The sequence below is a fragment of the Rickettsia endosymbiont of Thecocarcelia acutangulata genome (genome assembly GCF_964263195.1).
GTDB classification, from domain to species: domain Bacteria; phylum Pseudomonadota; class Alphaproteobacteria; order Rickettsiales; family Rickettsiaceae; genus Rickettsia; species Rickettsia felis.
The window spans coordinates 766,770-779,052 of record NZ_OZ181652.1 but is presented as its reverse complement, the minus strand read 5'-3'; the positions used below and the strand labels follow the sequence as shown (position 1 = coordinate 779,052).

Here is a 12,283-nt window from a genome sequence, read left to right as displayed (position 1 = left end):
AGTGGTAATAATGACTGTAGATTTCCGACCTATATTATCCCTATCCAGCCAAATAACAAAGCTCCTAAGGGTCTAAAAATAAAAGTAGAACAAAAAGAAAAAGCTGCAAGAAGGCGATTAACGTGAGTATCATATTGCGGAAAGAAAAGCTCATTAAGTAGTACTGCCATATGAACATATAGCATAAGATCAAAATACTCTAAAAAAGTACCTATCGATAGTAAGCCTATAGCCTGTTTTTGTGCTCTATTTAAATTTTTTTGTTTTTTTGCGTATCCCAACACAATTTTTTCTAAAAAGTTAATTTATAGAAAGGTTATATTGAGGAGATTTAAAGTCAAGGAAAAAGTTATAATATTTTATGATTATACTTATTTAAAACTTCTTTGACTAATGAAGTTGTTATTTTTCTTTTGGAAATTAAAGCAAAATAGTTAATATTTTCTAATATTTCTATAATTTTAGAATATTCCCTAGGTAAATTTACTAAAAGAAAATCTATTATTTGTCCTGATATTGTTACCGAAGAAATAGAAAAATGCTTAAATATTAGAATTTTGATTAATTCATCATCAGGTGGGTTTAATACAATACTGAGTACTGATTTAATACGTGAAGATAAATCTGGTAAAGTAAAATTTCTGCTTTTATTAGATGAGGTAAGTAAAAGATATTTTTGTTTTTCGTTAATAATATTAAATATATGAAGTAATGCCGGCTCTTGCCAGTTTTCAATATTTTCAATGATAAAAGCATTATATTTTTCTAAAATTTCTTCATTAAAAAAAATATCTTTAATAATATAGGCATTGCTTAAATTTTGCCATATTTTGGTTAAATAAGTTTTTCCTGACGAAGAAGGTCCTTTAATTAATAAAGTAAATTTATAAGGATTAACGCCAAAGTTGCACTGCCAATTTTTTATAATATTATAAGCTTGCTCGTTAGAATTAGAAACAATAAACTCATCAGGATGATATTTATTAGAAGTAATAAAACGAAATATATATTGCTGCATTATTAATCCTTAGCAGCATTGTTGTAGGGCGAGGAGGTCATTTTCATGCTTCTCTATGTTATTCCCGCGAGGCGTTGTTGTGTGGATCAATTTCACCTTTGTCATCCCGTGGCTTGACCACGGGATCCAATTAAAAATACTAAAATTATTAGTATTTTTATTGTTTTTATGGACCCTGTGGTCAAGCCACGGGGTGACACCGAACAGGTTTTTTGGTCCACGCAACAATGCCTTTCCACGAAAGCAGGAATCCAGAAAAATAATCTTAATATCAGTACAAAAATTATACATTAATTCATAAAATACACCTAAAAAAACAAGTTTTTTATAGGTTTGACTGGATTACTCGCTTTTAGCTAGGAATGACATTAGACACTTTTTAAAAATCATACAATAATATTATAACTTAGCCGTCTGTTCGATAGAATTTGCTAGATTTATAAAATTTAATTAGATTTAGGAGTAAAATTTTTGTAATCCCTGCAATCGGTATAGCAAAAAATATTCCAATAATTCCAAATAAACTGCCGCAGGCAAAAATCGAGAATATAATCCAAAGAGGATGCAAACCTATTTTATCACCGATAATTTTAGGGGTTAGAATATAAGATTCACAAATATTTCCAACTAGATAAATTATCATTATATATAGTAATTTGCTAGTTACGCCAAAAGTTAAATAGCCGATAATCAGAGTTAAAAGAAACGATATAAAAGTACCAAGAAAAGGAATAATGGCTAAAAACCCTGTTAAAATACCGAGTAAAAGAGCGAGATCAATACCTATTACGGTAAATGCAATACTATAATAAGTAGATAATAATAAGCAAATATTTAGTTGTCCTCTTATATAAGCAGATAACAGATTATTAATTGCCGATAATATTTCAAGGATTTTCGGTCGGGTTTTTATAGGTAATAATGATTTCATGTTTGCAATAATTTTAGCCCAATCACGTAGGAAATAAAATAATATTATAGGTATAAGTAAAAATAAAATAAATATGTTAATAGTAATAATGGTATAACGCCAAAAATTATTAGCAATACTGCCAAGTATAGTAAATATACTATTTATAAAATCACTTAAAGAATTCTTGATTTTATCGGCAATATCAGGTTCTATCGAATAAATTTTTGCCATTATAGGAGGTAATATTTCTGCCTGTAAATAATTTTTATATTTTGGAATATTATTTATAAAAGTAAAAATTTGTCCATAAATTATCGGTACTAAAATAGTTAAGCTTAAGAAAAATATGCTCAAAAATATCAGATAAATTATGCTTGATGCAAATTTATTTGATATTTTAAATTTTGATGCGATAAAACCTATAGCAGGTTGTAGTAAGTAAGATATTATAAATGCGATAAAAAATGGTTTTACTGCGTCTAAAATTAGCATAAAACCGCTTATAAAAAGCCCTAAAAAAACTAGCCAAAATATAGCGGTTCTATTCATATTATTATTTTCTATTCGGATTTTTTAACTACTTGTACGGTAGCGGGTCTAAGTAGCCTATCTCTAATTTTATATCCTGATTGCATTAAAGTAATAATGCTATTCGGTGCATGATCAGGATGTTCTATCTGCGAAATTGCATTATGTAAATTATAGTCGAACATTGATCCTATTTCCGGCTTTATTTCTTCAATATGATGTTTATGAAAGATTTTGTCCAGTTCATCTTTAGTCATCTGAACGCCTGCAATAATATTTGTGACTTCTATATCAGAATTCGCCGGTTTATGAGCTAATGCTCTTGAAAGATTATCACTAACATTTAGTAGTTCTTTAGCAAATGTAGCAATCGCATAATCTTTTGCTTCGTCACGTGCTTTTTCTAAACGTTTTCTTGTATTGTCTATTTCGGCAGTAGTTCTAATTAGTTTGTCTTTTAGCTCTTCAATTTCTGCTTTTAACTCTGTTATTTCAGGATTTGCCGTTTCAACTATCTCTTCAGCAATATCATTTATTGTTTGTTCATTATTTTCTATATTATCATCTATCATATTATTTACTTTATATTTATATTCTTTTTTGAGATATATATAGATATAATAAAAATTTTTTCAATACTTGTTTAATTTAAAAAATTGCGGCGTCACTTTTCGCTTATAATCCTCACGTAGTATACCTACGCTGCGGTTATAAGCTTTAAAGTGTCTTGCTCTTTTTCAAATTAAACTTTGTCTACCGATTCTGTATATTTATTAGGAGTACAAATTGTATTATGAGACAGTCAGGAAGAAAAAGCAACCAATTACGTCCTATTTCATTAGAATTATCACCGCTTATTAATACGGAAGGTTCATGCCTTATTAAAATCGGTAATACACATGTCATGTGTAGTGCTACTTGCGAAACTACCATACCGCCGTTTTTACGAGGGCAGAATCAAGGTTGGGTTACCGCTGAGTACGGCATGCTCCCAGGCTCTACATCCCAGCGTATTAAAAGAGAAGCAGTACAAAGGAAGCAAGGCGGAAGAACCCAAGAAATACAGCGTTTGATAGGAAGAAGCATGAGATGTGTAATTGACTTGAAGAAACTAGGTGAGAGGCAGATTATTATAGATTGTGACGTTATTAATGCCGATGGCGGTACTAGAACGGCAGCGATAACAGGAAGCTACGTAGCATTACACCTAGCTATTAGATCATTGATGAAAAAGAGAATTTTAAAGGTAAATCCGTTAATTAGTCAAATTGCAGCTGTTTCTTGCGGGATATATAAAGGTGAGGCGATACTAGATTTGGATTATTTAGAAGATAGCGATGCTGAAGTGGATAGTAATTTTGTATTTGCAGGTAATGGTAATTTAATCGAAGTACAAGGCACGGCAGAGAAAGAACCTTTTTCCGAAGAGCAGTTTTTAGCAATGTTAAAACTTGCTAAAGGCGGCGTAGCAGAATTATTTAAACTACAAAATCAAGTGCTGCTTGGGGCTTAGAGGTGTTATTTTGTGGGGCAGTAAAATGCTCTTTATGTCATTCTGCGAGGCATTGCCCGCGTGGATACCACCCCGTCATTGCGAGCAGGCATTGTTGCGTAGACCTGTAAAATTCAATGTGTCACCCCGTGGCTTGACCACGGGGGCCATAAAAACAATAAAAAATACTAATAATTTTAGTATTTTTAACTGGATCTCGTGGTCAAGCCACGGGATGACAGAGGCGAAATTGATCCACGCAACAACGCATTCCTGCGAAAGCAGGAATGAAAGAGAATATCAATAAAATTTAAGCGTAGGGATTATCATAAAAATTAGTATCTTCACCTGATAATATAATTATCTTATCTCGATTAGTATTATTTATAAATACCTTATGATTAAGATCTGTTACTTTAACACTACTATGTGGTCCTAAGATTAATTCCTCAATATTACCTAGGCTTTTAAACGTGACCCGCTGATTAGCTCCAATTGTTATTTTATCGGGAGATATATTAATATTTGCTATTTTACTTTCTCTGGTAAAAGTAATATTTCTATATTTTTGATCGTTCATATTTTCCTCTTTAAATGAATTTTAAGTTGTAAAATCATTACTACAATATTCCATATACTACTTCAATTAAAAATTTTTTAATCTAGCTCTTTACTCAATTTATAATTGCTATTATAGTGCATTTTTTAAATTTAAGCGGCTATGGCATTAAGATTATATTATTGTCTAATATGCCTTATAATTATTTTTGATATTAATAAGGTACATGCCTCGGCATGGTTGTTAGAGCAGGGAAGATATAGATATATTGTAGGGGGTAATAAAGTTAATAAGATATCAAAAAACGAGAAAAAGCAAAGAGAAGAAGCCGTTTTATACCTGAGAGAAAGAGTAACTTATCTATGGGAGTCCCTCAAAAAAGTAAGTGATCAGCCGAGTCTTCATGCAAAAATCTTGCGGCAAATAAAAAGATTAGAGCAGAAGATAGTAGAATTATCATCTTACCAAGATGAGCAATTTGTAAATAGTTCAATAGAATATGGTATTACCGATAATCAGAATATAGGAGTACATTTTTTGTACAAAGAAGATAAATTTTTGAATGAAAAAAATATAAGCACGGATGCTTCTATTTACTATAAATTGAAGCTATTTGAAGATAAAGATTTTGTTGTTTCCGTTCAGCCTAAAATTTTAATGAGTAAGAGTAAAAAACTTAAAGAAGATTTTTTAGGAGAGATATCTTTATTAATGGGAATGTCTAAAAATATCCGCTCTGTTACTATCTTTAATCAAAATATATTTAGCTTTGGACATTCAATTAATAATCTCGGTTCTAAGAAAATGTATTATAATTTTTCTACTTGTGAAGGGATTAAATTTAAAAACGGCATAATGCTTACAAGTTTTACAAAATACCATACTCGGCAAAATTACGGTTATGTATATGATAGTTCCGTTTATGAGCAGCTAGGAATTGCAAAGATAATTAATTTCGGGAAAGAAAATAAAAATTCAGTTACTACTCAAATCGGTTATTTTTGGGATTACAGCCTTTCAAATAAGAAATATAAAATATCAGGTATAAGTTTTTCAGCATGGTTAGATGTATAGATGAAGATATAATCTTAAGAATAATTAGAGATAAAAACTTATTAGGTAAAAAACAGGCTGCTGATTTAAAAACTATTATCGAAGAAGCAATTATCGATAATGAGATAATGATTGATATATTATATGAAAATAAAATATTACCGCTAATAAGCAATGTTTCTTATATTAAAATTTATAATTATTCTTATATACAAGCTTATGTAGTGAATGGTTATTTTATATATGAAGATGTTCAAGGTAATAAAATAACTGCTATAAATGATCTAAAAATATTGTTTAATAATAATAATATTTTAAAATCTATAATATTGATCAAGAAATATTATTTTTACAAATTATTAGAAAAAAATTTCTCTCATTTAACTAGTATTAAAGCAAAATATGCTCTTGGATTTAAAGTTGGACCAATTATTGCTAAGAATATTAATTATACCAATAAAGTAATAATATTTTTTGTCGTGTTTATAGCCATATTTATTTATCTGCCGGTTTTATTTCATGTTGCTAATAATATAAGCTATTGTTTGCAAAATATTTTAAAATCTCTGTTATTTATAAGGGCGGTGAGAGAGTTGCCTTCGGTACGGTTGCACGGATTGAAAAGTGTATTCAGTGTCATACCGTGGCTTGACCACGGTATCCAGTCTTTTTTTATGTTTAACTGGATCCCGCGATCAAGTCGCGGGATGACAGAGGTGGAATCGCTTCACAAAACAATGCTTCACATAGATGGCAAAGCAAGTAGTACTCAAAATCATAAGGCGAGTTCACAAATTTCTCAGAATGAGGAAAAAGCTTTACCGGTCTACACAGTTTTAGTACCGTTATATAAAGAATTAAGTAAGTTAAGGTCAATAATTAAAAATATTTCATTAATTAATTATCCAAAAGATAAGCTAGACGTTAAAATTATTATCGAAGATGACGATTATCTAATGATTAAAGAACTAGCTTTATATAATTTACCGTCTTATTTTCATGTTATATTTGTTCCAAAAAGCCTACCGAGAACCAAACCGAAGGCTCTTAATTATGCTCTAGAATATTCACGAGGTGAGTATCTAGTCGTATATGATGCTGAAGATAAACCCGAACCTGATCAGCTGCTTAAGGCTTTAGCAATGTTTAGAAATTTGCCGTCCGAATATGTTTGTCTTCAGGCTAAGCTCAACTTTTATAATAAAAATGAGAATGTTTTAACTAAATTATTTAATATAGAATATAGTTTATGGTTTGAATATATCTTGAAAGGATTAAGTTTATTAAAACTTCCTACCCCTCTTGGTGGTACTAGTAATCATTTTAAAACGGATATATTAAATAAGCTTGGCGGATGGGATGCTTATAATATGACGGAAGATGCCGAGCTTGGTATAAGAATTTACTCACAGAACTATAAAGTAGCTATCCTTGATTCCTATACTCTAGAAGAAGCTCCGAATAGTTTAGGTAATTGGCTAAATCAAAGGTCACGTTGGGTTAAAGGTTTTCTGCAAACATTTTTTGTATTTAAAGCACAAAAAGATAAATACCGAAAATTTACTTTACTTCAGATAATAACAATTTATATTTTTATCGGCTTATCTACCTATAATTTTTGGAGTTTACCTTTTATAATATTTTCTATTGTTATAAATAAAAATTCTATAATTAATTATTTATGGCTTGTTAATAGTATTTTTTCGCTTTTATATCTTTATAGTACTGCTCTGTATATATTAAAGAATTCTTTAAAAAGCGGAAAAGTAAAATTTCAGGATATAGTAGCGTTGGTTTTATGGGGTAGCTATTTTATATTACATACCATCGCTTCATATAAAGCAGTATTTGAAATAATTTTCTGTCCTTTCAAATGGAGCAAAACTAAACACGGCACTAGTTTAGAGGATTTTGAAAAAGAATAGACCTATTGTATAAACAAAGAAGAATTTGAAAGAGGTCAGTAAAAAAATTTTATTCTTTCCTCTTGAACTAGCAAAAATAAAATATATATAGTATGTACATTTAAAGATTTAATAATTGGAGGTTAAAATGTCTTTTAAACCATTACATGATAGAATTGCAATAAAGCCTATCGAACACGAAGAAAAAACTAAAGGTGGAATTATTATTCCTGATACCGCAAAAGAAAAGCCGATGCAAGGTGAAATAGTAGCCGTAGGTAACGGTATTCGTAATAAAAAAGGCGAAATTCATCCTTTAGAGCTAAAAGTAGGCGATAAAGTTTTATACGGTAAATGGGCAGGCACCGAAATTGAAATTAAAGGCGAAAAACTGATCGTTATGAAAGAAAGCGACGTATTTGGTATTATTAATTAATTATTTGTTTTAAGGAGAAATTAAATATGGCAACAAAACTTATTAAACACGGCTCAAAAGCTCGTGAGCAAATGCTAGAAGGTATTGACATACTTGCAGATGCAGTAAAAGTTACTTTAGGTCCAAAAGGTAGAAATGTACTTATTGAGCAATCATTCGGTTCACCAAAAATTACCAAAGACGGTGTGACGGTTGCAAAATCGATCGAGTTAAAAGATAAAATTAGAAATGCAGGAGCTCAGCTATTAAAATCAGCTGCTACAAAAGCTGCAGAAGTAGCCGGTGACGGTACTACTACAGCTACGGTACTTGCTAGAGCATTAGCTCGTGAGGGTAATAAGTTAGTCGCAGCGGGCTATAATCCTATGGATTTAAAGCGTGGTATGGATTTAGCGGTAAACGCAGTAGTAGAAGAAATTAAAAAATCCAGTAAAAAAATCAATAGCCAAGAGGAAATCGCACAGGTTGGTACTATCTCTTCAAACGGTGATAAGGAAATCGGTGAGAAAATTGCTAAGGCAATGGAGGAAGTTGGTAAAGAAGGCGTGATAACCGTTGAAGAAGCAAAGAATTTTAGCTTCGATGTTGAAGTAGTTAAAGGTATGATGTTTGATAGGGGTTATCTATCACCGTATTTTGTAACGAATTCTGAGAAAATGGTTGCTGAGCTTGAAAATCCTTTCATCTTATTATTTGAGAAAAAATTATCAAATTTACAACCGATGTTACCTATACTTGAGGCTGTAGTACAATCACAACGTCCGCTATTAATTATTGCTGAGGATGTTGAGGGTGAAGCTCTTGCAACGCTTGTAGTCAATAGATTACGTGGTGGTTTAAAAGTTGCGGCAGTAAAAGCTCCAGGTTTTGGTGATAGAAGAAAAGCAATGATGGAAGATATTGCTATCTTAACTAAAGGTGAGCTTATTACTGAAGATTTAGGTATGAAGCTTGAAAATGTTAGTATTAAGAGTCTAGGGACGGCAAAAAGAGTAACAATTTCTAAAGAAAATACCGTAATTGTTGACGGTAACGGTGATAAGAAAAATATTGAAGATAGAGTATTACAAATTAAATCTCAAATAGCTGAAACTACTTCTGATTATGATAAAGAAAAACTACAAGAGCGTTTAGCTAAACTTTCCGGCGGTGTTGCCGTATTAAAGGTCGGCGGTGCCACGGAAGTTGAAGTAAAAGAGCGTAAAGATCGTGTTGAAGATGCACTTGCTGCTACAAGAGCTGCAGTTGAGGAAGGTGTTGTTGCAGGGGGCGGTGTAACATTACTTCACGCTTCACAAACTTTAAGAAATCTTAAAGTAGATAACAAAGATCAACAAGCAGGTATTGAAATAGTAATAGAAGCTTTAAAAGATCCGTTAAAACAGATTGTTGAAAATGCCGGTGAAAACGGTGGCGTAGTAGTTGGTAAATTACTAGAGCATAAGGATAAAAATTATGGCTTTAACGCTCAAGACATGCAATATGTCGATATGATTAAAGCAGGAATTATCGATCCGGCCAAAGTAGTGCGTACTGCACTTCAGGATGCTGCTTCTGTTGCTTCGTTAATTATTACCACGGAAACTTTAATTGTTGACGAGCCGTCTGATAAAGAAGATTCAATGCCGCCAATGCGTGGTGGTATGGGAGGCATGGGCGGTATGGACTTCTAAGTCTATATCTCCATAAGATATGTTATGCAATAGATCTAATAAACTCGTCTTGTTGCATTGCTCGTTTCCATCATTGCGAGGAGACATTGCTGCATGAATCGGTTTTACCGCCGTCACTCAGTGGCTTGACCTATAGTACCGAACTTCTATTCTATGTCATTCCCGCCTCCGCGGGAAGATATTGTTGCGTGGACCGGTTTTCCGTCATTGCGAGGAAAAATTGAAAATTTTGACGAAGCAATCCAGTTAAAAATTCTGTAAATCAGAATTTTTTTAATCTTTTTCTGGATTGCCACATCGCTTCGCTCTTCGCAATAACGGTTTTGGTATCTACGCAACAATGCCACGCAGAAACGACATAAAAGAGCCATGCAACAACGCTGACTTGATCACACGGGGTCTAGTTAAAAATACTAATAATATTAGTATTTTTAGTTGTTTTACTGGATACCGTGGACAAGCCACGGTATGACACCGAATGCGTTTTGTGGTCCACGCAGACAATGCCTATTTATAATAACGATTTTAACAACGTACCGTATAACATATTATCAGTAGGATACTGAAAAACTGATTTATGCAATAAATGGATTTTAAAGCGATTCTTTGCTTAATTTGAAAATAAATTCTTTAATAAAACTCTTCCTTAAAAAATAAAATATAGAATTTTTTGTAATTATTTCAATAAAAATATTTTTTAATTAATTATAATAGCTCAACCTTTGGTATTTATCCTATGAGACTGTTAACAAAATAATTTTAAAGCTCATTAAATTCTTTTTAATTACAAATTATAAGGTTTTTTTAAAATAGGGATAGCTATCCTATCAAAAATCTTGTTAATTTCAATTAAAGTTATTTTGTTAACAGTCCCATATAGAAGATCAAAAGGTTTAAAGCGGTTTTGCCTTAATTATTAAGAATAGATTTTTTGTTGAAGCTATGGGCAAGCTTAATCTATAATATATATTCGTTTAATTTAAAAAATTAGTAATAAAAGTTTCTCGCTTTTGGTCGGTTAACTATGCTAACTAAAATTAGTAAGGTTTTAGAAAAATTACTATTCTTATTTTAAAAAATCTTATAATTATACAGTTAAGAAAGACTAAAATAAGATAATTTAAATTTTATATGTAAAACTTAAAAAATTAGGTTCTAAAAGATAAAAATAATAGGGTAGGGTAGTGCGAAGCTCGCCACAAGCTTAATTTTTCCTATTAATATCCAACTAAAGCTGGATTTTATTAATATTTACTAAAAATAGCAAATTAATTAGAAATATTAATAGAATTTAATCAAGTTTATTGCTTTAATTGGTGTTTAGTTATTCGTAAGTATAACTATTAACTAAATTAGTATAAATTAAGGAGGTAGTTTTGCTCCAAAGGGTTATTAAACATTTAAATCATAATTTATCTGAACATGATATTACTGCTCAAATAACAGGTAGGATCAAACATCCAATATCAATTTTATATAAATTATATCGTAAGGGTATAAAGTTAGAAGAATTAACAGATATTTTTGCGATAAGAATAGTGGTAATAGATGAAGAGAAATGTTATAAAGCTTTAAAAGTAGTTCATGATCTTTATGAGCATGAAAAGGATAAATTTAAAAATTATATTCTTAATCCTAAGCCAAACGGCTATCAATCTTTACATACTATTATTACAACTGAGGATAATTATAAAATAGAAATACAAATACGTGATCATAAGATGCATTATCATGCAGAGAGCGGTGAAGCTGCACACTGGAAATATAAAAATAGTTTTTAGCTAATATACACTTTCTTTCTAAAGTAGTATTGCATCCTCTTTAATTTATTTTGTATTATTTTGAAGTTTAAAAAAGAAATTTCGTAAACCGACTTTTTGAAATATTTCTTTTTGTTCTGAAGGGAAATGTTGCTTGATAAAATTAGTGCAAACATTTAATAGTTGTTGCTCTACGGTTCGTATTTCTAAATAAGCCGCTATGAGTAAGAAGCTTTCTATAGTTTTCTTTTACTGTTTCTAAAGCCTTTTCCGTAGATTTAGCATTTATAGTTTGTAAATTATGTAGGCGATCAAACACTTTAATAAGTGCGATATCATATCTTTGTTCTTGTATTAGTAAATTTAACATTTCACCGGAGCTAATTTTACCGTACGGCTTAATTCTTGTTAAACGTTCTACGCTATCGGCAATATTCTTATCAAAAATTTTGCTAATATCAGCATATGTAAGTATTGTATCCTCTATAGTATCATGAAGAAGGGCAATATTTATCATATATGGTTTGTAAAGTTTAGGAGCCTCAAGAGCCGTAAAATCTGCAAGCATGATTGCAACTTCTATAGGGTGAGAATAATAAGGCTCCCCTGATTGACGCATTTGAGAATCATGATATTTACGGGTATAATAAAGACCTTTTTCAATTTCTGTTATATCTATAGGCGAGTCTACTATAGTATTCAAATATTTAATTCGATCAATTAATTTTTTACTATAATCACAAACCTCAAATTTTTTCTGCCAAGTATCAATATCTTTCATAAACCTACTAATTATTTAAACTTCTTTTAAAAGGAGTATATAAATATAATTAGTATAAAATATTTTTATAAGAAAATTAATAAGATTTTAGAAAGATATGATATTTATTTTTTAAATTTATTGATAATCAATGGTTAAGCACAAGTTAAACTATATCTTGATATCT

At 30.7% G+C, this 12,283-nt stretch carries 11 protein-coding genes and 2 pseudogenes; 6 read left to right on the top strand and 7 right to left on the bottom strand.

The window, feature by feature from the left end; genetic code table 11:
• Window positions 1–29: 29 nt before the first annotated feature.
• From ACE38Q_RS04205 to grpE, 5 genes and pseudogenes are all read right to left on the bottom strand, one after another.
• Complete coding sequence (locus ACE38Q_RS04205; protein WP_500190214.1) at window positions 30–284, bottom strand: hypothetical protein; 255 nt, start codon at window positions 282–284, stop codon at window positions 30–32.
• A gap of 65 nt (window positions 285–349) precedes the next feature.
• Window positions 350–1,018, bottom strand: a complete 669-nt coding sequence (locus ACE38Q_RS04200) for an HdaA/DnaA family protein (RefSeq protein WP_500190213.1) — start codon at window positions 1,016–1,018, stop codon at window positions 350–352.
• Window positions 1,019–1,084: 66 nt separating this feature from the next.
• Window positions 1,085–1,252, bottom strand: a pseudogene (locus ACE38Q_RS04195) (tRNA lysidine(34) synthetase TilS); the annotation flags it as partial.
• 172 nt (window positions 1,253–1,424) lie between these two features.
• A complete protein-coding gene (locus ACE38Q_RS04190; protein WP_500190212.1) occupies window positions 1,425–2,480 on the bottom strand; it encodes an AI-2E family transporter in 1,056 nt (351 codons plus the stop codon).
• A gap of 11 nt (window positions 2,481–2,491) precedes the next feature.
• Window positions 2,492–3,031 carry a nucleotide exchange factor GrpE gene (gene grpE, locus ACE38Q_RS04185; protein ID WP_488267331.1) on the bottom strand — a complete coding sequence of 180 codons (540 nt, stop codon included), beginning with the start codon at window positions 3,029–3,031 and terminating at the stop codon, window positions 2,492–2,494.
• 221 nt (window positions 3,032–3,252) lie between these two features.
• On the opposite strand from grpE, the gene rph reads away from it, so the two are divergent.
• A complete protein-coding gene (gene rph, locus ACE38Q_RS04180; RefSeq protein ID WP_500190211.1) occupies window positions 3,253–3,972 on the top strand; it encodes a ribonuclease PH in 720 nt (239 codons plus the stop codon).
• Between the two features lie 289 nt (window positions 3,973–4,261).
• On the opposite strand, the gene ACE38Q_RS04175 is transcribed toward rph, so the two are convergent.
• A complete protein-coding gene (locus ACE38Q_RS04175; protein WP_500190210.1) occupies window positions 4,262–4,531 on the bottom strand; it encodes a hypothetical protein in 270 nt (89 codons plus the stop codon).
• 516 nt (window positions 4,532–5,047) lie between these two features.
• Between ACE38Q_RS04175 and ACE38Q_RS04170 the strand changes: the two genes are divergently transcribed.
• From ACE38Q_RS04170 to ACE38Q_RS04150, 5 genes are all read left to right on the top strand, one after another.
• Window positions 5,048–5,584, top strand: a complete 537-nt coding sequence (locus tag ACE38Q_RS04170) for a hypothetical protein (protein WP_500191280.1) — start codon at window positions 5,048–5,050, stop codon at window positions 5,582–5,584.
• A gap of 653 nt (window positions 5,585–6,237) precedes the next feature.
• Window positions 6,238–7,488, top strand: a complete 1,251-nt coding sequence (locus ACE38Q_RS04165; protein ID WP_500191277.1) for a glycosyltransferase family 2 protein — start codon at window positions 6,238–6,240, stop codon at window positions 7,486–7,488.
• A gap of 127 nt (window positions 7,489–7,615) precedes the next feature.
• Window positions 7,616–7,903, top strand: coding sequence for a co-chaperone GroES (locus tag ACE38Q_RS04160; RefSeq protein WP_014412487.1), 288 nt, complete (start codon window positions 7,616–7,618; stop codon window positions 7,901–7,903).
• 26 nt (window positions 7,904–7,929) lie between these two features.
• Entirely contained in the window at window positions 7,930–9,576 is a 1,647-nt protein-coding gene (gene groL / locus ACE38Q_RS04155; protein WP_045813231.1) for a chaperonin GroEL, read from the top strand.
• Between the two features lie 1,376 nt (window positions 9,577–10,952).
• Window positions 10,953–11,357, top strand: a complete 405-nt coding sequence (locus ACE38Q_RS04150) for a RelA/SpoT-related domain-containing protein (RefSeq protein WP_040256063.1) — start codon at window positions 10,953–10,955, stop codon at window positions 11,355–11,357.
• On the opposite strand, the pseudogene ACE38Q_RS04145 reads toward ACE38Q_RS04150, so the two are convergent.
• A pseudogene (locus ACE38Q_RS04145) lies at window positions 11,354–12,117 on the bottom strand (HD domain-containing protein). The gene ACE38Q_RS04150 and the pseudogene ACE38Q_RS04145 sit on opposite strands and share 4 nt — an antisense overlap.
• Between the last annotated feature and the right edge of the window lie 166 nt (window positions 12,118–12,283).

Excerpts from the sequence above, each read along its gene's own strand:
- ACE38Q_RS04200 (WP_500190213.1), bottom strand. The coding sequence starts at position 1,018 with ATGCAGCAATATATATTTCGTTTTATTACTTCTAATAAATATCATCCT.
- ACE38Q_RS04190 (WP_500190212.1), bottom strand. The coding sequence starts at position 2,480 with ATGAATAGAACCGCTATATTTTGGCTAGTTTTTTTAGGGCTTTTTATA.
- grpE (WP_488267331.1), bottom strand. The coding sequence starts at position 3,031 with ATGATAGATGATAATATAGAAAATAATGAACAAACAATAAATGATATT.
- rph (WP_500190211.1), top strand. The coding sequence starts at position 3,253 with ATGAGACAGTCAGGAAGAAAAAGCAACCAATTACGTCCTATTTCATTA.
- ACE38Q_RS04175 (WP_500190210.1), bottom strand. The coding sequence starts at position 4,531 with ATGAACGATCAAAAATATAGAAATATTACTTTTACCAGAGAAAGTAAA.
- ACE38Q_RS04165 (WP_500191277.1), top strand. The coding sequence starts at position 6,238 with ATGTTTAACTGGATCCCGCGATCAAGTCGCGGGATGACAGAGGTGGAA.
- ACE38Q_RS04160 (WP_014412487.1), top strand. The coding sequence starts at position 7,616 with ATGTCTTTTAAACCATTACATGATAGAATTGCAATAAAGCCTATCGAA.
- groL (WP_045813231.1), top strand. The coding sequence starts at position 7,930 with ATGGCAACAAAACTTATTAAACACGGCTCAAAAGCTCGTGAGCAAATG.